This window comes from Streptomyces sp. NPDC104761, from assembly GCF_055583445.1.
In genome coordinates, this window is the sequence record NZ_JBVJNZ010000004.1 from 272,732 (window position 1) to 292,962 (window position 20,231).

Genomic DNA, 20,231 nt, shown 5'->3' on the forward strand with positions numbered 1-20,231 from the left:
GTAGTCATGCGACGCATACGACGCATAGGGACGGCAGTGGCCGCGATGACGCTGGCGGGCGGAGGTCTGCTGGCCGGCACGGTTCCGGCGGTGGCCGCGCCGACGGCCGTGGACTGTGCCGTGACGTGGGGAAGCCTCGACAAGACCGCTGACGCCGCTGCCTCCAGGCGGCTGACCGACGTGCGGGCCGGCGAGCACGACTGCTACGACCGGCTGGTCTTCGACGCCCAGGGCACCTCGGCCGCCCCGGTCGGCTACTCCGTCCACTACGTCGACGTCCTGCACCAGGACCCGTCCGACGTCGTCGTTCCCATCAAGGGCGGCGCCGTTCTGGAGATCTCGCTGTTCGCCCCGCGCTACGACCCGGCGACCGGACAGCCCTACCCGGCGCTGCCGTCCGTCGACGTCACCGGGTACCGGACCTTCCGGGAGTTCAAGGTCACCGGCGGCTCCGAGGGCTACACCCAGGCGGGCCTCGGCGTCCGGGCCCGGCTGCCGTTCCGGGTCTTCCAGACGGCCAACCACCTCGTGGTGGACGTGGCTCACACCTGGTGACCCGGCAGAGCCCCGGTCATGTCCTGGAGCCCCACCACCCTGAGCAGTTGCAGCCGTTCGTACGACTCGGTGCCCGGACGGGCCGTGTGCACGACGAGGTGCTGGTGGGTGTCGGTGTTGACGAGGACCTCGCAGTCCAGCTCCAGGAGGCCGACGGCGGGATGCAGGAAGCGCTTGGTGGTGGCGCGGCGTACCGCCACCTCGTGTTCGGCCCACAGGCGGGCGAACTCCTCGCTGCCCGCGAGGAGTTCGGCCACCAGGGCGGCCGGGACCGGGTCGGTGGGGCGGGCCGCCGCCACCGCGCGCAGGTTCGCCACGTGCTCCCGGGCGCGTGCCGGGCGGTCCTCCGGCGGGAAGGGGCCGTGCTCCGACGGGTCCAGGAAGTAGCGGCGGAGCAGGTTGCGTTCGCGCGCCGGGCGGGCCAGGACGTCGCCGCTCAGCGCCCGTGACATGGCGTTCTGGGCGAGGACCTCGCCGCAGTCGGTGGTGACCAGCGCGGGGGTGTCGTGCAGCCGGTCCAGGACCAGCAGCAGCCCCGGGCCGACGTGGGTGCCGGTCGCCCCCCGGCGCGGGGGTTCCTCGCCGGCCAGGTGGAACAGATGGTCCCGTTCGTCGTCCGTCAGGCGCAGTGCGCGGGCCAGTGCCGTCAGCATCTGGCGGGACGGGTGCGGGCCCCGGGACTGTTCGAGGCGCGTGTAGTAGTCGGCGGACATGCCGGCCAGGGACGCCACCTCCTCGCGCCGCAGCCCCGGCGTGCGCCGCCGGGCACCGCAGGGCAGGCCGACGTCGGAGGGGTCCAGGCGGCTGCGGGCGTGCCGCAGGAAGTCGGCGAGTTCGGGGCGGTCCATGCCTCCAGGGTGGCCGCGGGCGCCCGGCTTATCCAGGGACTGCCGGTCCCCCGATCGGGAGGTCTCTCCCGGCGGTGCAGGTCCGGGGCGAGGGTGAGGGGACCAGAGCGAAGGAGAAGGTCATGATCACTCTTGTCACGGGTACGACCGGACAGGTCGGCCGGCGGTTCGCGCCGCGCCTCATCCAGCAGGCCCGGGCCGGTGAGCGGGTACGGGTCCTGGTGCGGGACGCGGCCCGTGGGGAGCCGTTCGCGGAGCTGGGCGCCGAGGTCGTCGTCGGCGACCTGCGCGACGAGGAGGCGCTCGGCAAGGCCGTCGCCGGGGTGGACGCCGTCGTGAACGTCGCCGCCGCCTTCCGCGGGGTGCCGGACGACGAGGCCCGCGCCGTCAACCGGGACGCGGCCGTCGCCCTGGGCAGGGCCGCGGTCTCGGCCGGAGTACGGCGGTTCGTACAGGTCAGCACCGGGCTCGTGTACGGCACGGGGCGGGGCCGCCCGCTGACCGAGGACGACGAGAGCCGGCCCGGCGGGGAGATGTGGGGCGCCTACCCCGAGTCCAAGGCGGCCGCCGAGCGGGAGCTGCTCGCGCTGGAGGGTGGCATGGAGGTGCGCGTCGGGCGGCTGCCCTTCGTCTACGGCGAGGGTGACCCGCACCTCGCCGACGTCATGCGCTGGGCGGCGCACTGGGCACCGGTGCAGCGGCTGCACATGGGGCACCACGCCGACGTCGGGCAGGGGCTGCTGCGTCTCCTGTACGCGCCGGCGGTGAACGGGCCGGTGTACAACATCGCCGACGACTCGCCCGTCACGGCCGTGGACCTGCACCAGATCAACGGCGTCGAGCTGCCCGAGGACATGGGCACCCGCAGCGACCCCGACCCCTGGCTCGGGATCATGTCCACCGGGAAGATCCGCCGGGATCTCGGCTTCCGGCCGATTTATCCGAGCGTCTGGACGGCCCGGGACGCCGGGGCGCTGTAGGGGGGCGGGCCCAGTGCGGCGTCGGGGGTGCCGGGGTGCGTCGTGTGCCGTCTGCGGCGCCGTTGTGGCTGGTCGCGCAGTTCCTCGCGCCCCTTACGGGGCGCTGCATGCCGGGGCGCTGTAGGGGTGCCCAGTGCGGCGTGGGGGGTGCCGGGGTGCGTCGTGTGCCGTCTGCGGCGCCGTTGTGGCTGGTCGCGCAGTTCCCCGCGCCCCTTACGGGGCGCTGACGCCGTCGGAGACGCTCAGTCGACCCCTCTGATGCGTCCCACCAGCCATGCGCCCGCCAGGCCGATCGCCGCCGAGACCAGGTACAGGGCGCGGTAGCCGCCGAGGTAGGTGACGATCGGGGCGGCGAGGGCGGGGGCGGCGACCTGGGGCAGGGCGTTGGCGACGTTGATGACGCCGAGGTCCTTGCCGCGGTCGAGGGCCTTCGGCAGGACGTCGGTCATCAGCGCGAAGTCCACGGAGGTGAACACCCCGAAGCCGACGCCCAGCACCGCCGCGGCCACGAGCGCCCCGGGCCAGGTCTGCCACACCGCCAGCAGGGCCGTCGCCACCGCCATCAGCATCCCCGACCAGATGACGAACGGCTTGCGGCGGCCCACCCGGTCCGACCAGAGCCCGCCGACCACGACCGTCGCCATCAGCGTCAGCCCGTTGACGGCGGTCAGGATCAGCACGCCCTGGTCGGGGTCGGAGTAGTGGAGGCGGTCGCGCAGGTAGTAGAGCAGGTAGAGCAGCACCAGCGCGTTGCTGAGGTTGATCAGGAAGCGGGTCAGCCAGGCCCAGCCCAGGTCCGGGTGGCGGCGCGGGCTCAGCCGGAAACCGGCCAGGAAGCCCCGCCAGGACCAGGGCGGCCGGTCCTCGGCCGCCAGCCGCAGGTCCGGGTGGCGCAGCACGTACGGCAGCACCCCCAGCGCCGTGAACACCGCGCACGCCACATAGCCCGCCCCGACGCCCCCGGCGGCCGTCGCGAGCCCGGTGCCGCCGACCACGCCGAGGATCTGCGCGGCCCCCAGCCAGCCGCCCACCGAGCCCCGCTGCAGCCGCGGCACCCGGTCCGGGACCGCCGCCGTGACCGCCGCGAACGCCGCGTTGAGGGTGAGCTGGACCAGGCACCAGCCCAGCATCATCGTCCCCATGCCGCCGGCGCCCGCGAGCAGCAGCAGGGACAGCGCCCCGCCCGCCGTACCGGCGACGATCCACGGGGTACGGCGGCCCCAGCGGGACGTCGTACGGTCCGACAGCGCGCCGAAGACGGGGTTCGCGGCCAGCGACACCACCGCGCCGACGCCGGTCACCCACGCCAGCATCGTCTCCTTCGACATCCCGGAACCGGGCGCGAAGTCCTTGGCCTGGGAGGCGAGCAGGATCTGCAGCGGACCGTACCAGCCCACCCAGATCGCCCCGTTGGCCAGCGAGAGCGCCGACGTCCAGCCCCGGCCGACCCGTTCGACCGGTTCCGCCAGGGCGGCGGCGGGTTCCCCGAGCGTCGTCATCTCTGGGCCCGCAGGAGGTCCCGGTACCAGGCGTACGACGACTTCGGCGTCCGCACCTGCGTCGCGTAGTCGACGTGGACCAGGCCGAAGCGGCGCGCGTACCCCTCGGCCCACTCGAAGTTGTCGAGGAGCGACCAGACGAAGTAGCCGCGCACGTCCACGCCGGCCTCGACCGCCCGGTGCAGCGCCCGGACGTGGCCGTCGAGGTAGGCGATGCGGTCCTGGTCGTCGAGCCCCTCGTAGGAGCAGCCGTTCTCGGTGATGACGACCGGCGGGAGGCGGTCGCCGTAGCGGTCGCGGAAGCCGGTGAGGAGTTCGGTGAGGCCCTCGGGGACGACCGGCCAGCCGAAGTCCGTCACCGGGACGCCCTCGATGTCCTGGACGGAGAAGGGGAGGTCGGCGGGGAGGGTGAGCCCGCCGAACTCGATCTCGGTGCCGTGCGGGGCGCCGACCTTGGTGGGGGCGTAGTAGTTGATCCCGTACCAGTCGAGCGGTTCGGCGATCACCTTCAGGTCGGCGGCGACGTCGCCGGGCATCAGGTCGCCCATGCCGTCCGGGTACTCGCCGAGCAGGACCGGCTCGGCGAACAGGCGGTTGAGCAGCAGGTCGTAGAAGGCGGCCGCCTCCAGGTCCGGCTGCTCCCGGGAGGCCGGCCAGGTCGGGCCGTGCGAGTTGGCGATGCCGATGTCTGCGACGCCGGCCGCGCGCAGCGCCCGAACCGCCAGGCCGTGCGCGAGGAGCTGGTGGTGGGCCACCGGGAGGGCGTCGAACATGAGCTGCTCGCCGGGGGCGTGGGCGCCCAGGGCGTAGCCGAACAGGGTCTGCTCAGCGGGCTCGTTGAGGGTGATCCACTTCGTGACCCGGTCGCCGAGCCGGTCGGCGACCGTGGCGACGTGGTCGGCGAAGTGCGCCGCCGTGTCGCGGTCCAGCCAGCCGCCCTTGTCCTGAAGGGCCGCCGGCAGGTCCCAGTGGAAGAGGGTCGGGACCGGGCGGACGCCGGCCGCGCACAGCTCGTCCACCAGCCGGTCGTAGAAGTCCAGGCCGCCCGCCGAGCGGACCCGCGGCCAGGAGACGGAGAAGCGGTAGGCGTCCACGCCGAGGCCGGCCAGGAGCGCCACGTCCTCGCGGTGGCGGTGGTAGTGGTCGCAGGCCACCGCCGCCGTCGAGCCGTCCTTGATCCGGCCAGGCTCCGCCTCGAACACGTCCCACACGGACGGCTCGCGCAGGTCGGCCGCGCCCTCGATCTGATGGGCCGAGGTGGAGACGCCCCAGAGGAAGCCGTCGGGGAACCGGGGGAAGGGGGGCACCGGATGGACCGCGTCTGTCGCCATGGCCGGGATCATCCTTACCCGCGGTAACATAAGTCAACGCCCGGGCGTGAACTACCCGTTACGGGTCCCGGTCACGCCCCTTCCTTCAACACCCTCGAGATCAGTTTGCGTTGCTCCTCCGACAGGCTCGGGTCGGCCGCGTACACCGTCCGTCCGTCCACCGTGATCTCGTACGCGAACCCGTCCGGCACGCCGGGTGGCGGGGCGCCCCGGCCGGCCGCGAGCGCGCGCTCGGCCAGCGCCTGCCACTCGACGGCGTCGGGCCGGCCCGAGGTGTCCACCTCGGCCCGGCGCTCGATGCCCGCGAACCCGCCCGTGCGCCTCACCTGAATACGCATGGGTCCCTGTGTAGTACGGAACCGGGGGGTGCGCACCCCCGCCTCCGCGCGGTCAGGAGGCCTGCACGCCCACCTGGGCCCAGGCCTTGAGGGCCGCCTCGCTCTCCTCGCCCGCCTGGTAGCGGGCCTTGGCCGCGGCGACCGTGAGCTTCGCGAAGTCGACGAACGTGGCCTCCGACCGCAGTTCGCCGCCGGTGAGGACGTCGTACCAGATCTGCCCGGCCCGCTCCCAGGCGTTGCCGCCGAGGGCGGTGGCGAGCAGGTAGAAGGCGTGGTTGGGGATGCCGGAGTTGATGTGCACACCGCCGTTGTCCCGGCTGGTCTTCACGTAGTGCTGCATGGTCGCCGGCTGCGGGTCCTTGCCGAGGCGGGTGTCGTCGTACGCCGTGCCCGGGGCCTTCATCGAGCGCAGCGCCACGCCGTGCACGCCGGGGGCGAGCAGGCCCTCGCCGATCAGCCAGTCGGCCTGGTCGGCGGTCTGGCCGAGGGAGTACTGCTTGATGAGCGAGCCGAAGACGTCGGAGACCGACTCGTTCAGGGCGCCGGACTGGCCGTAGTACTCCAGGTTGGCGGTGTACTGGGTGACACCGTGCGTGAGCTCGTGGCCGATGACGTCGACGGAGGTGGTGAAGTCGACGAAGATCTCGCCGTCGCCGTCCCCGAACACCATCTGGTCGCCGTTCCAGAAGGCGTTGTCGTAGTTGACGTCGTAGTGGACGCTCGCGTTCAGCGGCAGCCCGTTGCCGTCGATGGAGTCGCGCTCGTACGCCTTCAGGTACAGGTCGAAGGTGGCGCCGAGGCCGGCGTAGGCGCGGTTGACGGTGGCGTCCCGGCCGGGCTCGGTCCCCTCCGCGCGGACCTCGGTGCCGGGCAGGTCGGTGCGGTGCCCGGCGTCGTAGATCGTGCGGCGGGGCTGTGCCGTCGCGGGCGTCGGGCCGGCCACGGCGGTCGCGGTGCGGACCGCGGTCACGCGGCGGCGGGTGCGCTGGGCCGAGTCGTGCTGGAGGGTGCGCAGCGCGGAGTCGGCGAGTGCCTGGTCCTCGTGGGCGGCGAGGTGGTCGAGGATGTGCGGCGGCACGATCGTGCAGAAGACGGGCGTGCGGTGGATGACGGGCTCAGGGCCCCCGTTGGTCGTCATGCACCGCACCATCGCACCCAGTCACGATGCTGTCACCACCTGCAACCTTGATTGGTGAAATACCGTGACAATTGACCACCCTCCGTGACGGGGAGTGGTATGCCGCACGTTTTGTCCCTTTCCTCCCCGTGGTCCCGCATACTGATACGGCGCCCCGCCGCCGAAGGGGCTCGGCTAGCATGCGGAGCATCATGCGTTTCGGGCTGCTTCTTCTTAGCTGCCGCGGCGAGGGCCTGTAGTCCAGGTCGACTCCCTCCCCGCGGAGCTTCGCGTTGCGTCGTCGGCCGTCCTTCCGGACACCCACTAGGAGCCCCGCAATCATGGCCAACCGCCAGCAGCCCAGTTCCATGCCGGTCCACAAGTACGGCACGTACGAGCAGGTCGACATTCCCGACCGCACCTGGCCCGGGAAGCGGATCACCGAAGCCCCCCGCTGGCTCTCCACCGACCTGCGCGACGGCAACCAGGCCCTGATCGACCCGATGTCGCCCGAGCGCAAGCGCCGGATGTTCGACCAGCTGGTCAAGATGGGCTACAAGGAGATCGAGGTCGGCTTCCCCGCCTCCGGCCAGACCGACTTCGACTTCGTGCGCTCGATCATCGAGGAAGAGGGCGCGATCCCGGACGACGTGACGATCTCCGTACTGACCCAGGCCCGCGAGGACCTGATCGAGCGGACCGTCGAGTCGCTGAAGGGCGCCAGGCGGGCCACCGTCCACCTGTACAACGCGACCGCCCCCGTCTTCCGGCGCGTGGTGTTCCGCGGCTCCAAGGACGACATCAAGCAGATCGCCGTCGACGGCACACGCCTGGTGATGGAGTACGCCGAGAAGCTGCTGGGCCCGGAGACGGAGTTCGGCTACCAGTACTCGCCGGAGATCTTCACCGACACCGAGCTGGACTTCGCGCTGGAGGTCTGCGAGGCGGTGATGGACGTCTACCAGCCGGGTCCGGGCCGCGAGATCATCCTCAACCTGCCGGCCACCGTGGAGCGTTCCACGCCGTCCACGCACGCGGACCGCTTCGAGTGGATGCACCGCAACCTGTCCCGGCGCGAGCACGTCGTCCTGTCGGTCCACCCCCACAACGACCGCGGTACCGCCGTCGCCGCCGCCGAACTGGCGCTGATGGCCGGCGCCGACCGCGTCGAGGGCTGCCTGTTCGGGCAGGGCGAGCGCACCGGCAACGTCGACCTGGTCACCCTGGGCATGAACCTGTTCTCGCAGGGCGTCGACCCGCAGATCGACTTCTCCGACATCGACGAGATCCGTCGCGTGTGGGAGTACTGCAACCAGATGGAGGTCCACCCGCGCCACCCGTACGTGGGCGACCTGGTCTACACGTCCTTCTCCGGCTCCCACCAGGACGCCATCAAGAAGGGCTTCGACGCCATGGAGGCCGACGCGGCCGCGCAGGGTGTCACCGTCGACGACCTCGAGTGGGCGGTGCCGTACCTGCCGATCGACCCGAAGGACGTCGGCCGCTCCTACGAGGCGGTCATCCGGGTCAACTCGCAGTCCGGCAAGGGCGGTATCGCCTACGTCCTGAAGAACGACCACAAGCTGGACCTGCCGCGCCGGATGCAGATCGAGTTCTCCAAGCTCATCCAGGCCAAGACGGACGCCGAGGGCGGCGAGGTCACCGGCGCCGACATCTGGGCGGTCTTCCAGGACGAGTACCTGCCCAACCCGGAGAACCCCTGGGGCCGCATCCAGGTGAAGACGGGCCAGTCGACCACCGACACCGACGGCGTGGACACCCTCACCGTCGAGGCCACCGTCGACGGCGAGGACACCGTCCTGACCGGCTCCGGCAACGGCCCGATCTCCGCGTTCTTCGACGCGCTGCAGGGCCTGGGCATCGACGTACGTCTCCTGGACTACCAGGAGCACACGATGAGCGAGGGCGCCTCCGCGCAGGCCGCCTCCTACATCGAATGTGCGATCGACGGCAAGATCCTGTGGGGTATCGGCATCGACGCGAACACGACGCGTGCGTCGCTGAAGGCGGTCGTCTCCGCCGTCAACCGCGCTACGCGATAACCCCTCTGACCGGCGGTTTCGGGGCCCTGATCAGCTCTCGTGGCGATCAGGGTCCCGTCGTTTCCCGGCCATCTCGATGTGCAGGTCACGGACTGGTCTCGTACGGGGTACTGACTCCGGCTCCTCCATGTGGCTAACATCACGCCAGCGGTGGCGATGTTGCCACGGCGTTACGGAGGTGCGACGTGCTGCCAGTACGGGGACGAGACTGCCGAACCGCCAGGCCTGCCCGGATTCTGGGCACCCGCACCGCCTGGACACCCGTCGGCGACGGGGAGTTCTTCTGCCCCGGCTGCGGCGGTGACCGCAACTACCAGCGGCTCACCGGCCGACGCCGCTTCACCCTGCTCGGCGTGCCCGTGCTGCCGCGCGGCACCACCGGTCCGGTCGTGGAGTGCGCCGCCTGCCGCCACCACTACGGCACCGACGTCCTCGACCACCCCACCACCTCCCGCTTCTCGGCGATGCTCCGCGACGCCGTGCACACCGTCGCCCTCGCCGTCCTGGCGGCGGGCGGCACCTGCGCCCGTACGGCCCTGGAGGCGGCGGTGGGCGCGGTCCGCGCGGCCGGTTTCGAGGAGGTCACGGAGGACCAGCTGGGCGCGCTGGTCGAGGCCCTCGTCGCCGACACCGGGCGGGTCTTCGAGCAGCCGTACCGGGCGAGCCTGGCGATAGAGCTGCACGAGGCCCTGGACCCGCTCGCCCCGCACCTCGCCCCCGCCGGACGGGAGGAACTGCTCCTCCAGGGCGCCCGGATCGCGCTCGCCGACGGCCCTTACACCAACGCCGAACGCGAGGTCCTCGGCACGGTCGGCGCGGCCCTGACCATCTGCGCCGACGACGTGAGCCGGCTCCTGGCGGCGGCCCGCACACCGTCGTGAGCCCGGGGTGTCCGGCGCGCGGCGACCGGGACGGCCGTTCACCCGGGTGGCCGTACGGGCCCTGGCGGATCGTCACCGACCCGGGCCCCGGCCGCCGTTGACGCCCCGCGTCGCATTGCACGACGTCAGCCCGGTGCGCGGCGGCCCGACGTGATTTGCTCCACGGCCTGACGGCACGCCGGACCGTCCGTCCGGCCGGACGTCGCAGGAGTGCGGTGCGGGCGGCCGGAGCACCATGAGAAGCGTGAGTCATGTGTCTCCAGCGACCCGTGCGAGCCGGTTCTCGCTCGCCGCCGCTCTGCTGCTCGGGGCGTTCACCGCCGGGCCCAGGGCCTGGGCGGCGGCCGGCTGCGAGTCCTCCGTGCCGTATGTCTCCGGTGAGGGCGGCTACGTCCAGTTCCGCATTCCGGCCGTCGTCCGCAGCGGGCGCGGCACCCTGCTCGCGTTCGCCGAGGGCCGGCACTCCAGCACCGGGGACAGCGGCGACATCGACGTCGTGCTGAGACGCTCCGCCGACGGCGGCTGCACCTGGGGCCCGCTCCGGGTGGTGGCCGCCGGCGACGGGGACACCCGCGGCAACCCGGCGCCGGTGGTGGACCCGCGCAGCGGCCAGATCGTCCTGGTGACCTCGTACAACGACGGGTCGGTGAACGAGGACCAGATCATGCGCGGCCAGGTCACCGGGGCGCAGAGCCGCCGGGTGTACGTGCAGCGCAGCAGCGACGACGGCCGCCACTTCACCCGCCCGCACGAGATCACCGCCCAGGTGAAACCTTCCGGTTGGCGCTGGTACGCCACCGGTCCCGGGCACGCCGTCGCGCTCACCCGGGGACCGCACCGCGGCCGGCTGGTCGTCGCCGCCGACCACTCCGCCGCCCCGCGCCCCGGTTCCGCCGACACCGGCCGGGAGGCCAGGTACTACGGCGGCCACGCGATCTACAGCGACGACGGCGGCCACAGCTGGCACCTCGGCTTCGTCGACGACTCCTACACCGGCCACGACAACGCCAACGAGACGACCGCCGCCCAACTCCCCGACGGCCGTCTCTACTTCAACGCCCGCGACCAGAACGGCTCCAGCCCCGGCAACCGGCTGGAGGCCTGGTCGAGCGACGGCGGCGTGACCCTGGACGCCCCCTACTCGGTCCAGCCGACCCTGTCCAGGGTCCCCGTGGTCGAGGGCTCCGTCCTCCAGCTCCCGGGCGGCGAGGGCCCGCTGCTCTTCTCCGCCCCCTCGGTCCCCACGGCCCGCCGGGCCATGGCCCTGTGGACCAGCACGGACCAGGGCATCACCTTCGAGAAGTACCTCACCCTGTCCGACCTGAAGGCCGGCTACTCCGACCTGGTCCAGGTCGACAGGCGCACGGTGGGGGTGCTGTACGAGACGGGCACCAGGACGGCGTACGACACGATCGAGTTCCGGCGGGTCGCGGCCCCCTGAGCGCAACGGCCTTCGTCCGCCGGGCAACCGAATCCACGGATCCGGCGGTCTGGAGGGCGAGGGGGTGGCTGATGCAGGCCGAACTTGAGGCCCAGTTCCAGGAATTCGTCAGAGCACGGTGGTCGCAGCTGGTCCGGACCGCCTATCTGCTCACCGGTGACCCGCACCATGCGGAGGACCTGACGCAGACCGCGCTGGCGAAGGCCTACCGGTCCTGGCGGCGCGTCTCCCGGACCGACCATCCGGAGGCGTACGTCCGCCGCATGCTGGTCAGCTGCAACAGCGACCGGTTCCGCAAGCGCCGGGTCGCCGAGTCGCTGACCGACGCACCGCCGGAGCGCGCGGGGTACGACGACGCGGTGTCCCGGGCCGACGAGCGCGGCACGCTGCTCGCGGCCCTGGCCGGGCTGCCGCCGCGGCAGCGCGCGGTGGTGGTGCTGCGGTACTGGGAGGACCTGTCCGAGGGCGAGGTCGCCGAGGTGCTCGGCTGCTCCCCGGGCACGGTCAAGAGCCAGGCGTCCAAGGGCCTGGCGAAGTTGCGTACGGTTCCGGGGCTCGCGCAGGCCATGAGCCACGCGGCACCCGTGCAGGGAGGCAGCAGGTGAGCGGTCAGAAGCAGGGCGGGGCGGCCGAGCCGGAGTTCGAGGCGCGGGTGCGGGCGCTGCTGGCCGGGGACGCGTCCCTGGTCCGGCCGTCCCCGGTGCCGTACCCGGAGATCCGGCGCCGGGGCGTGCGGGAGCGGCGGCGGCGCCTGGCCGTGGGCGGCGCGGCGCTGGCGGCGCTCGCGGTGGTGCCGGTCGGGGCGTACGCGCTGGGCGGCACCACCACGACGAGCCCGGCCGGGCCCAGCCCCACGGTGCTGGCCAGCGAGCACCCGGCCCCGACGCCCACGGGGCCGACGAGTCCGACGGGCCCGGCCAGCGCGTCCGCCCCGGCATCGTCCGGGACCCCGTCGGCACCCGCGACGGCCTCGGCACCGTCCACGGCGCCGACGGCTCCGGGGCGCCCGGCGTCCGCCGCGCGGCAGCTGCTGGACGGGATCACCTTCGACCAGGCCGCCACCGGACTCGGCAAGTGCCTCGACTACAACAAGGCGCAACGCCTCACCAAGGATCCGAGCTACACCGACCTCGGCAGGCCGGCCGACTACCGGATCGTCCTGGCGATGCGCAGCACCGGGGACTCCAACGCACCGGGCGACGGCTACTTCGTGGTCGCGGTGCGGGAGAAGCCGGTGCCGGCCCGGCTCATCTGCACCGTCAAGGACGGCGCGGCCTCCGGCCTGAACACCAGCATCGGGGACCCCTTCGGCGGCGCGAAGACGCCCGTGGTCCCGGACATGAACAGCGGCAAGCTGTACCAGCAGACGGTCCTCGACAAGGGCGCCTGGAAGCTCCCGTTCCGCTGGGGGATCATCGGCGGCTACCGGCCGTCGGTGGCCACGATGACGGTCTCCTACGGCGGCGGCGCGGGCGAGGTGGTCCTCGACCACGGCTGGTTCGTCGCCACCGGCACCCTGCACAAGCAGGTCACCGCGGCCCCGCACCTGAAGGGCTACGACGCGGCGGGCAAGCTCGTCTACGACTCCGACCACGACGCGTCGTACGAGAAGACGCTGCCGTAGCGGCGGCTCAGCCGGTGCCGACCCCGTGCAGCAGGTTGGCGACCAGCCGGTCCGCGAACTCCTCGGTGAGGGGTTCGTCGGGCAGCAGCAGGCGGTGGTAGCAGGCCCCCCAGAGCTGGTCGACCAGGACCTGGGGGTCGGCGTCGGCGCGCAGCTGGCCGCGGTCCTGTGCGCGCCGCATCGCCGTCACGGCCAGTTCGCGGCGCGGCCCCGTGTAGCGCTGGAGCAGGGCGGCGGACAGGTCGGGGTCGGTCTGCGCCTGGCCGATGAGCCCGCCGATGACCCGGCCGGCCGGCGTCCCGGTGAGCAGCCGGACGAACGCGCGGACCTGGGACGTCAGATCGGCCGCGATGTCGCCGGTGTCGGGGAAGGCGAGGGCGGACTCGACGGCGTGGAAGTAGCCGTCGAGCGCGAGCGTGCCGCGCGAGGGCCACCACTTGTGGAGGGTCGTCTTGCTGACCCCGGCCTCCTGGGCGACCCGCTCGAAGGTGAAGGCCGCCAGGCCGTCGCGCAGGAGCAGCGCGCCCGCGGCGGCGAGCACGTCGGCCCGCACCTCGTCCGCGGGCCGCCGCCCGCGCCCCCGCCGCACCGGCGTTCCTTCCGTCCGCTGCTCCATGCGCTGCCTCCCGACCGCGTTCTCGCTTATATGGACTCAGCGTACATTAATTCCTTCGCGGGACACCGGGGCCGTGATGTGCCGCCGGCCGCCGGCCGCCGGCCGCTGGTCGGCTGCGGCGCCGTCGTGGCTGGTCGCGCAGGTGCGCGCGCCCCTTCGGGGGCGCCTGGCAACCCGGCGCCGCGGCGCCATTGGTCCCACCTCTGACGGTTTACGCCATTCGCGCTCCTTGCCTTGACCGTCCCCGAAGCCTTTTTTATGGTCGCGCTAACACCGGACGTCCGACGTCTCCTTTCCCCCACGCTGGAGGCACCGTGCGCGACGAGGCGACCCACGGCCGCAGGACGTTCCTGAAACACGCCGGGGTCCTGGGCACGGCCGCCTCGCTGACGACGCTGACGGCGTGCGGCCCCAAGTCCACGATCGACCTCGGCGGCAGCGGCTCCGACCGCACCCTCACCGCGGTGATCGGCTACGGCAACGACGGCAGCTGGGACCCCACCCAGACCGCGTCCGCGTTCGCGATGGCCGCCAACAACCACATCTACGAGGGCCTGGCCGACACCGACCCGATCACCCGCGCCCCCTACCCGGCGCTGGCGAACCGGCTGCCCGCCGACCCGAACGCCACCACCTGGCGGTTCACCCTGCGCTCCGGGGCCACCTTCCACGACGGGAAACCGGTCACCGCCGACGACGTCGTCTTCGTCTTCGACCGGATCCTCGACCCGGGCACCCAGACCCTCGCCCAGGGCTTCTTCGCGAGCTGGCTGAAGGAGGCCCGCAAGGTCGACGCCCGGACCGTCGACCTGGTGCTGAGGTTCCCCTTCCCGGACGGCGTCGCCCGCCTCACCCTCGCCAAGATCATGCCGGCGCACGTCTTCTCCCGGCCCGGCGCCTGGGACGACGCGATCAAGGGCCTTGCGGTCGGATCCGGACCGTACCGGCAGACCGGGCACCACCCGAAGTCCAACACCACCTTCGCCGCGTACGACAGGTACAACGGCCCCCGCAGGCCCGCCTTCCGGAAGATGAACTGGCTGACGATCGTCGACGCCGCCTCCCGCGTGGCGCGGATCTCCGGGGCCGACGCGGGCGCCCAGATCTCCGACAACATCCCCTACGCCAACATCCCCCGCCTGGAACAGGGCGGCCTCTCGGTCGGCGGCGGCGCCGGGATGAACAACGCGTTCCTGATGTTCAACACACAGCACAGACCCTTCGACGACGTCCGGGTCCGCCAGGCCCTGCACTACGCCATCGACAAGGCGAAGATCGTCGAGGTCGCCCTCAAGGGCCACGGAAAACCGGCGAGTTCGTTCCTGAACGAGACCAACCCCGCCTACCGCCGGGCGAAGACGGTCTACGACCACGACCCCGACAGGGCGAAGGCGCTCCTGAGGGCGGCCGGAGTCAGCGGCCTGCGCGTGAACATCCTCGCGTCCAACGTGAGCTGGCTCGTCGACTGCCTGCCCACCATCAAGTCGTCCTGGGACGCGATCGGCGTCGCCACCACCCTGTCCCCACAGGAGACCACGGCCGTGTTCACCAAGATGGACCAGAAACAGGACTACCAGGTCGTCGCCGCCGTCTCGAACCCCAACCAGTTCGGCCTCGACGCCGACCTGATCATGCACTACAACTACGGCCCCCGGAACCTGTGGATGGGCTACGCCCGCTGGGCCGGCAACGCCGTCGCCAGGCAGCTCTTCAAGGACATGGACGCGGCCACCCGCGAACCGGACCCGGACAAGAAGAAGACGATGATCCAGGACTACATCGACGTCGTCGCCGAACAGGCCGTCCTCTACCCGGTCGTCCACAACGAGCTGATCACCGCCTGGGACCCGCGCAGACTCACCGGCATAAGGGCCCAGCCCTACCCGGGCATCAACGTCCTCACCGCCAGGTGGGCCTGACCGCATGACCGCCGTCCTGCGCATCCTGCTGCGCCGCACCGCCCTGCTGGTGCCCCTGCTGCTCGGCATCGCCCTGTTCGTGTTCCTGGTGATGCGGTTCTCCGACGTCGACCCGGCGTCCGCGTTCTTCCAGGGCGCCAACCCCACCCCGCGGCAACTCCACGACTTCCGCGCCCGCAACGGCCTCCTCGACCCCCTGCCGCTGCGCTACGTCCACTTCGTCGGCGGCCTCCTCCACGGCGACCTCGGCACCAGCGCCCTCACCCGCACCCCGGTCCTCGACCAGGTCCTCACCGCCCTGCCGCTCACCCTCCAGCTGACCTTCCTCGGCCTCGGGATCGCCGTCGTCCTGGCCCTCGCCGGCGGCGTCACCGCGGCCGTCCACCGCGACCGCTGGCCCGACCAGATCATCCGCGTCCTGTCCCTGGTCGGCGTCGCCGCCCCCGCCTTCTGGCTGGCGCTGCTCATGATCCAGTACCTGGCCGTCGACCGGGGCTGGTTCCCGTCCGGCGGCTACATCAACCCCGAGGACTCCGTCACCGGCTGGCTGAGGACCATGGCCCTGCCCGCCCTCGCGCTCTCCCTCCCGGTGGCCGCCCAGCTCACCCGGATCGTCCGCACCTCGGTGGTCGAGGAACTCGACAAGGACTACGTCCGCACCGCGATCGGCAGCGGCCTGCCGCCCCACGTCGTGGTCGGCCGCAACGTCCTGCGCAACGCCCTGGTCAACCCGCTGACCGTGCTCGGCCTGCGGGTCGGCTACCTGCTCGGCGGCGCCGTCGTCATCGAGACCATCTTCGCCCTGCCCGGCATGGGCAAGCTGATGATCGACGCCGTCCAGAACGGCGACCCCGCCGTCGTCCAGGGCGTCGTCCTCACCACCGCGACCGGCTTCGTCGTCGTCAACCTCGTCATCGACATCCTCTACCTCCTGGTCAACCCACGCCTGAGGGAGGCCACATGACGACGTTCACCCGTGCGGCCCTCACCACCGCCCTCGCCCGCCCCGGCGTACGGCTGCGCAGGCTGTCACCGCTGTCCAAGGCGGCCCTCGCCTTCCTCACCGTGATCGTCCTGGTGGCCGTGTTCGCCCCCCTCCTCGCCCCCGACGACCCCCTTGCGCAGCAGGCCCCCGCCGACGGCACCGGACACCCCTCCGGCGCCCACTGGATGGGCCAGGACAGCCTCGGCCGGGACATCCTCAGCCGGCTGATGTACGGCGCCCGCTGGTCCCTCGCCATCGGCCTCGGCGCGACCGGCCTCGCCCTGGTCGCCGGCGCCCTGCTCGGCGCCCTCGCGGCCACCTCCCGCAAGGCCGTCGACGAGACCCTGATGCGCTGCCTGGACGTGGTGATGGCGTTCCCCGGCATCGCCCTCGCCGCCGTCCTCGTCGCCGTCTTCGGCGGCGGCATCACGGTCCTGATCTGCGCGATCGCCTTCCTCTTCACCCCGCCGGTGGCCCGGGTCGTGCGCGCCAACGTCCTCGACCAGTACGGCGAGGACTACGTCACCGCGGAACGCGTCATCGGCGCCCGCACCCCGCACATCGTCGTCCGCCACGTGGCGGTCAACTGCCTCGCCCCCGTCCTCGTCTTCTGCACCGTCCAGGTCGCCGAGGCCATCGTCTTCGAGGCCTCCCTGTCCTTCATCGGCGCGGGCGTCCGGCCCCCCGACCCCTCCTGGGGCAGCGTCATCGCCGACGGCAAGAACATGGTCCTGACCGGCGGCTGGTGGGCCACCCTCTTCCCCGGCCTGCTCATCCTCCTCACGGTCCTGTCCCTCAACCTCCTCTCCGAGGGCGTCTCGGACGCGTGGGCGTCCCCGGCGGCGCGGGAGGTGGAGCCGACGGAGCCCGTGCAGGTGGTCGAGCCCGGGGAGGCCCTGGAGCTGCCGTCCTTGACCGAGGCGGCCGACCGGCTACGACGGCGGGCCCGCCCCCTCCCCTCCCGGGAGGGCCCACCGGTCCTCTCCGTGCAGAACCTCACCATCGCCTTCCCGGACCGCCACCGGGGCACGAACATCGTCAACGGCATCAGCTTCGACATCCACCCGGGCGAAGTCCTGGGCCTGGTAGGAGAGTCGGGCTGCGGAAAATCCCTCACGGCCCTCACGATCATGGGCCTGCAACCGAAGACGGCGAGGGTGACGGGCCAGATCCTCTTCAACGCCGTCAGCCGAAGCGCCCCGTCAGGGGCGCGGGGAACTGCGCGAGCAACCCCCACTCACCCGCACCCGCTCACGGACCTCACCACCCCCCACCGCCGCCTCCTGGGCCACGAACTCGCGATGGTCTACCAGGACGCCCTGTCCTCCCTGAACCCCTCCATGACCATCAACGCCCAGCTCAAGCAGCTGACAAGGCGCGGCGGCCACCGCACCCCGGCCGAGCTCCTCACCCTCGTCGGCCTGGACCCGGACCGCACCCTGCGGAGCTACCCCCACGAGCTCTCAGGCGGCCAGCGCCAGCGCGTCCTCATCGCCATGGCCCTCTCCCGAGACCCCCGCCTGATCATCGCCGACGAACCGACCACCGCCCTCGACGTCACCGTCCAGGCCCAGGTGATGGAACTCCTCCTCCGCCTCCGCGAGGAACTCGGCTTCGCGCTGATCCTCGTCTCGCACGACCTCGCCCTGGTCGCGGACGTCACCGACCGGGTGGTGGTGATGTACGGCGGCCAGATCGTCGAGACCGGCGTCACCGCCGAACTGGTCGGCGCCCCCACCCACCACTACACGCGCGGCCTGCTCGGCAGCGTGCTGTCGCTGGAGTCCGGGGCCGAGCGGCTCACCCAGATCAGGGGCGTGGTCCCGTCGCCCGCCGACTTCCCCGCGGGATGCCGCTTCAGCGACCGCTGCCCCGCCGCGAGCGACATCTGCCGTACGACACCGCCCGGCCTCACCGGCACCCCCACCCATACCGCGGCCTGCCACCACCCGGCCGTCGACCTGGCGGCGAGTGCGGAGGCGGTCACATGAGCGCGGTGCAGCTGACCGGCGTCGACGTGGTCCACCGGGCCCGCGGCGGGGGCCTGTTCGGCCGGGACCGGGTGTACGCGCTGACCGGCGCCGACCTCACCGTGGCGCCCGGCGAGACCGTAGGCGTGGTCGGCGAGTCGGGATGCGGGAAGTCGACGCTGGCGAAGGTGCTGGTCGGCATCCAGCGGCCGACGGCCGGCACGGTCACCTTCCACGGCCGGGACCTGTGGGCGATGCCGCAGGGCGAACGCCGGACGACGGTCGGCGCGAGCACCGGCATGGTCTTCCAGGACCCGTCGACGGCCCTCAACCGCCGCCTGCCGGTCCGCCGCATCGTGCGTGACCCGCTGGACGTCCACGAGCGCGGCACGAAGGCCGAACGGGAGGACAGGGTGCGGGAGCTGATGAGCCTCGTGGGCCTGCCCCGGGCGCTCGCCGAGGCGCTGCCCGGCCAGCTCTCCGGCGGCCAGCGGCAGCGCGTCGCGATCGCCCGCGCCCTCGCCCTGGACCCCGACCTGGTGGTGGCGGACGAACCGACCAGCGCGCTGGACGTCTCGGTCCGCGCCCAGATCCTCAACCTCCTCCTCGACCTGCGTGAACGCCTCGGCCTCGCCATGGTCTTCGTCTCCCACGACATCCAGACGGTGCGGCGGATGAGCGACCGGGTGATCACCATGTACCTGGGCCGGATCGTCGAGGACACCCCGGCCGCCGACGTCACCGGCCACGCCCGGCACCCGTACACCAGGGCCCTGTTCTCGGCCACCCCGGGCCTGCTGAACCCGATCGACCCGATCCCGCTCACGGGGCCGGTGCCGTCGGCGACCAGGCCGCCGTCCGGGTGTCCTTTCCGCACCCGCTGCTGGCGGGCGGACGACGAGTGTGCCGTCCGCATGCCTGACTTCTCGGCCGCGTCACGGCCCGGTCACCGCTACCGCTGTCACCACCCCGTGGATCCTGTGGAGGAGGACCAGCCGAGCCACAGCCTGCCCAGGGAGACCTGATGACGCTGCCCACCCCGCTCACCGGTGTCGTACCGCCCGTCTGCACGCCCCTGACACCGGACCGCGAGGTGGACGCCGCCTCCCTGCGCAGGCTCGTCGACCATCTGACGGCGGCCGGGGTGGACGGCCTGTTCGTGCTCGGGTCGACGTCGGAGGCGGCGTACCTGACGGACGGGCAGCGCAGGCTGGTCACCGAGACGGTGGCCGGCCACGTGGGGGGCCGGCTCCCGGTCCTGGCGGGCGTCATCGACATGACCACGCCCCGGGTCCTTGACCACGTCGCGTCCGTCACGGCGGCCGGCGCGGACGCGGTCGTCGTCACCGCCCCCTTCTACACCCGCACCCACCCCGCCGAGATCGCCCGCCACTTCCGCCTGGTCGCCGAGCGGTCCCCGGTCCCGGTCATCGCCTACGACATCCCGGTCGCCGTGCACACCAAGCTCCCGGCCGACCTGGTCCTCGCCCTCGCCGCCGACGGGGTGCTGGCCGGGCTGAAGGACTCCAGCGGCGACCTGGCGGGCTTCCGCGAGGTCGTCACCGGCAGCAGGGGCCTGACCGGGTTCAGCGCGCTGACGGGGTCCGAGCTGACCGTCGACTCGGCCCTCGCGCTGGGCGCCGACGGGGCGGTCCCCGGCCTCGCGAACGTCGACCCGGACGGGTACGTCCGCCTGGACCGGCTCTGCCGCACGGGCGACTGGGACCGGGCGCGGGCCGAGCAGGAGCGGCTGTGCGGCCTCTTCCGGATGACCGGCGTCGGGGACCCGGCCCGGATGGGCGGCAGCTCGGCGGGGCTGGGGGCGTTCAAGGCGGCGCTGCACCTGCGCGGGGTGATCGACTGCCCCGCCACCGCCGAACCGCAGGTGCCGCTGTCCCAGGAGGAGACCGAGTGCGTGGCGAAGTACCTCGCGGGCGCCGGCCTGATGTGAACGCCACTCCGGAGCCCGGGACAGACTCCCGCCGAGTCTAGGCACGCAGCGCCACACCGGTGATGCGAAGCGTGAAATTGCCAGGGGCGGGGGAGCCAGGTGAGGTGAACGCG

At 72.5% G+C, this 20,231-nt stretch carries 18 protein-coding genes; 12 read left to right on the forward strand and 6 right to left on the reverse strand.

Features of this window, described 5'->3' with window-relative positions; translation table 11 throughout:
• Nucleotides 1–15: 15 nt before the first annotated feature.
• Nucleotides 16–555: an AMIN-like domain-containing (lipo)protein gene (locus ACZ63F_RS14090; RefSeq protein ID WP_469711390.1), complete on the forward strand. Its 540-nt coding sequence runs from the start codon at nucleotides 16–18 to the stop codon at nucleotides 553–555.
• On the opposite strand, the gene ACZ63F_RS14095 is transcribed toward ACZ63F_RS14090, so the two are convergent.
• Nucleotides 543–1,403: a helix-turn-helix transcriptional regulator gene (locus ACZ63F_RS14095; RefSeq protein WP_469710897.1), complete on the reverse strand. Its 861-nt coding sequence runs from the start codon at nucleotides 1,401–1,403 to the stop codon at nucleotides 543–545. The two genes, ACZ63F_RS14090 and ACZ63F_RS14095, sit on opposite strands and share 13 nt — an antisense overlap.
• Before the next feature lie 122 nt (nucleotides 1,404–1,525).
• Here ACZ63F_RS14095 and ACZ63F_RS14100 point away from each other — a divergent pair, with 122 nt between their 5' ends.
• Nucleotides 1,526–2,383, forward strand: a complete 858-nt coding sequence (locus ACZ63F_RS14100) for an NAD-dependent epimerase/dehydratase family protein (protein ID WP_469710899.1) — start codon at nucleotides 1,526–1,528, stop codon at nucleotides 2,381–2,383.
• A gap of 242 nt (nucleotides 2,384–2,625) precedes the next feature.
• Here the strand turns inward: ACZ63F_RS14100 and ACZ63F_RS14105 are convergent, their stop codons facing one another.
• From ACZ63F_RS14105 to ACZ63F_RS14120, 4 genes are all read right to left on the reverse strand, one after another.
• Entirely contained in the window at nucleotides 2,626–3,882 is a 1,257-nt protein-coding gene (locus tag ACZ63F_RS14105; RefSeq protein ID WP_469710901.1) for an MFS transporter, read from the reverse strand.
• On the reverse strand, nucleotides 3,879–5,213 hold the full coding sequence (locus ACZ63F_RS14110; RefSeq protein ID WP_469710903.1) for a GH1 family beta-glucosidase: 1,335 nt from the start codon (nucleotides 5,211–5,213) through the stop codon (nucleotides 3,879–3,881). The genes ACZ63F_RS14105 and ACZ63F_RS14110 overlap by 4 nt, the downstream gene beginning before the upstream one ends.
• Nucleotides 5,214–5,284: 71 nt before the next feature.
• A complete protein-coding gene (locus ACZ63F_RS14115; protein ID WP_469710905.1) occupies nucleotides 5,285–5,551 on the reverse strand; it encodes a protealysin inhibitor emfourin in 267 nt (88 codons plus the stop codon).
• Nucleotides 5,552–5,603: 52 nt separating this feature from the next.
• Nucleotides 5,604–6,689, reverse strand: coding sequence for a M4 family metallopeptidase (locus tag ACZ63F_RS14120; protein ID WP_469710908.1), 1,086 nt, complete (start codon nucleotides 6,687–6,689; stop codon nucleotides 5,604–5,606).
• 320 nt (nucleotides 6,690–7,009) lie between these two features.
• Here ACZ63F_RS14120 and leuA point away from each other — a divergent pair, with 320 nt between their 5' ends.
• The 5 genes from leuA (at nucleotide 7,010) to ACZ63F_RS14145 (ending at nucleotide 12,677) form a co-directional block, all read left to right on the forward strand.
• The gene (gene leuA, locus ACZ63F_RS14125; RefSeq protein ID WP_469710910.1) at nucleotides 7,010–8,731 is read left to right on the forward strand and encodes a 2-isopropylmalate synthase; all 1,722 of its coding nucleotides are present in this window, start codon (nucleotides 7,010–7,012) and stop codon (nucleotides 8,729–8,731) included.
• A 185-nt stretch (nucleotides 8,732–8,916) separates the two neighbouring features.
• Nucleotides 8,917–9,612, forward strand: coding sequence for a TerB family tellurite resistance protein (locus tag ACZ63F_RS14130; RefSeq protein ID WP_469710912.1), 696 nt, complete (start codon nucleotides 8,917–8,919; stop codon nucleotides 9,610–9,612).
• 235 nt (nucleotides 9,613–9,847) lie between these two features.
• Nucleotides 9,848–11,053, forward strand: coding sequence for a sialidase family protein (locus ACZ63F_RS14135; protein ID WP_469710914.1), 1,206 nt, complete (start codon nucleotides 9,848–9,850; stop codon nucleotides 11,051–11,053).
• Nucleotides 11,054–11,124: 71 nt separating this feature from the next.
• Nucleotides 11,125–11,658: a SigE family RNA polymerase sigma factor gene (locus tag ACZ63F_RS14140; RefSeq protein WP_351954952.1), complete on the forward strand. Its 534-nt coding sequence runs from the start codon at nucleotides 11,125–11,127 to the stop codon at nucleotides 11,656–11,658.
• Nucleotides 11,655–12,677, forward strand: a complete 1,023-nt coding sequence (locus tag ACZ63F_RS14145) for a hypothetical protein (protein ID WP_469710917.1) — start codon at nucleotides 11,655–11,657, stop codon at nucleotides 12,675–12,677. Before ACZ63F_RS14140 ends, ACZ63F_RS14145 begins: the two co-directional genes overlap by 4 nt.
• A 7-nt stretch (nucleotides 12,678–12,684) precedes the next feature.
• Here the strand turns inward: ACZ63F_RS14145 and ACZ63F_RS14150 are convergent, their stop codons facing one another.
• Nucleotides 12,685–13,293: a TetR/AcrR family transcriptional regulator gene (locus tag ACZ63F_RS14150; protein ID WP_352353621.1), complete on the reverse strand. Its 609-nt coding sequence runs from the start codon at nucleotides 13,291–13,293 to the stop codon at nucleotides 12,685–12,687.
• Between the two features lie 314 nt (nucleotides 13,294–13,607).
• Here ACZ63F_RS14150 and ACZ63F_RS14155 point away from each other — a divergent pair, with 314 nt between their 5' ends.
• Genes ACZ63F_RS14155 through ACZ63F_RS14175 form a run of 5 tightly spaced genes read left to right on the forward strand, consistent with a single transcriptional unit; the run spans nucleotide 13,608 to nucleotide 20,118 of the window.
• Nucleotides 13,608–15,212 carry an ABC transporter substrate-binding protein gene (locus tag ACZ63F_RS14155; protein ID WP_469710920.1) on the forward strand — a complete coding sequence of 535 codons (1,605 nt, stop codon included), beginning with the start codon at nucleotides 13,608–13,610 and terminating at the stop codon, nucleotides 15,210–15,212.
• Nucleotides 15,213–15,216: 4 nt separating this feature from the next.
• Nucleotides 15,217–16,176: an ABC transporter permease gene (locus tag ACZ63F_RS14160; RefSeq protein WP_469710922.1), complete on the forward strand. Its 960-nt coding sequence runs from the start codon at nucleotides 15,217–15,219 to the stop codon at nucleotides 16,174–16,176.
• On the forward strand, nucleotides 16,173–18,188 hold the full coding sequence (locus tag ACZ63F_RS14165; RefSeq protein ID WP_469710924.1) for a dipeptide/oligopeptide/nickel ABC transporter permease/ATP-binding protein: 2,016 nt from the start codon (nucleotides 16,173–16,175) through the stop codon (nucleotides 18,186–18,188). The genes ACZ63F_RS14160 and ACZ63F_RS14165 overlap by 4 nt, the downstream gene beginning before the upstream one ends.
• Nucleotides 18,185–19,192 (forward strand): oligopeptide/dipeptide ABC transporter ATP-binding protein, encoded by a 1,008-nt coding sequence (locus ACZ63F_RS14170; protein ID WP_469710926.1) that lies wholly within the window; start codon nucleotides 18,185–18,187, stop codon nucleotides 19,190–19,192. The genes ACZ63F_RS14165 and ACZ63F_RS14170 overlap by 4 nt, the downstream gene beginning before the upstream one ends.
• On the forward strand, nucleotides 19,192–20,118 hold the full coding sequence (locus ACZ63F_RS14175; RefSeq protein WP_469710928.1) for a dihydrodipicolinate synthase family protein: 927 nt from the start codon (nucleotides 19,192–19,194) through the stop codon (nucleotides 20,116–20,118). The genes ACZ63F_RS14170 and ACZ63F_RS14175 overlap by 1 nt, the downstream gene beginning before the upstream one ends.
• Nucleotides 20,119–20,231 lie beyond the last annotated feature (113 nt).

Excerpts from the sequence above, each read along its gene's own strand:
- ACZ63F_RS14095 (WP_469710897.1), bottom strand. The coding sequence starts at position 1,403 with ATGGACCGCCCCGAACTCGCCGACTTCCTGCGGCACGCCCGCAGCCGC.
- ACZ63F_RS14100 (WP_469710899.1), top strand. The coding sequence starts at position 1,526 with ATGATCACTCTTGTCACGGGTACGACCGGACAGGTCGGCCGGCGGTTC.
- ACZ63F_RS14105 (WP_469710901.1), bottom strand. The coding sequence starts at position 3,882 with ATGACGACGCTCGGGGAACCCGCCGCCGCCCTGGCGGAACCGGTCGAA.
- ACZ63F_RS14110 (WP_469710903.1), bottom strand. The coding sequence starts at position 5,213 with ATGGCGACAGACGCGGTCCATCCGGTGCCCCCCTTCCCCCGGTTCCCC.
- ACZ63F_RS14115 (WP_469710905.1), bottom strand. The coding sequence starts at position 5,551 with ATGCGTATTCAGGTGAGGCGCACGGGCGGGTTCGCGGGCATCGAGCGC.
- ACZ63F_RS14120 (WP_469710908.1), bottom strand. The coding sequence starts at position 6,689 with ATGACGACCAACGGGGGCCCTGAGCCCGTCATCCACCGCACGCCCGTC.
- leuA (WP_469710910.1), top strand. The coding sequence starts at position 7,010 with ATGGCCAACCGCCAGCAGCCCAGTTCCATGCCGGTCCACAAGTACGGC.
- ACZ63F_RS14135 (WP_469710914.1), top strand. The coding sequence starts at position 9,848 with ATGAGAAGCGTGAGTCATGTGTCTCCAGCGACCCGTGCGAGCCGGTTC.
- ACZ63F_RS14140 (WP_351954952.1), top strand. The coding sequence starts at position 11,125 with ATGCAGGCCGAACTTGAGGCCCAGTTCCAGGAATTCGTCAGAGCACGG.
- ACZ63F_RS14150 (WP_352353621.1), bottom strand. The coding sequence starts at position 13,293 with ATGGAGCAGCGGACGGAAGGAACGCCGGTGCGGCGGGGGCGCGGGCGG.
- ACZ63F_RS14160 (WP_469710922.1), top strand. The coding sequence starts at position 15,217 with ATGACCGCCGTCCTGCGCATCCTGCTGCGCCGCACCGCCCTGCTGGTG.
- ACZ63F_RS14165 (WP_469710924.1), top strand. The coding sequence starts at position 16,173 with ATGACGACGTTCACCCGTGCGGCCCTCACCACCGCCCTCGCCCGCCCC.
- ACZ63F_RS14170 (WP_469710926.1), top strand. The coding sequence starts at position 18,185 with ATGAGCGCGGTGCAGCTGACCGGCGTCGACGTGGTCCACCGGGCCCGC.
- ACZ63F_RS14175 (WP_469710928.1), top strand. The coding sequence starts at position 19,192 with ATGACGCTGCCCACCCCGCTCACCGGTGTCGTACCGCCCGTCTGCACG.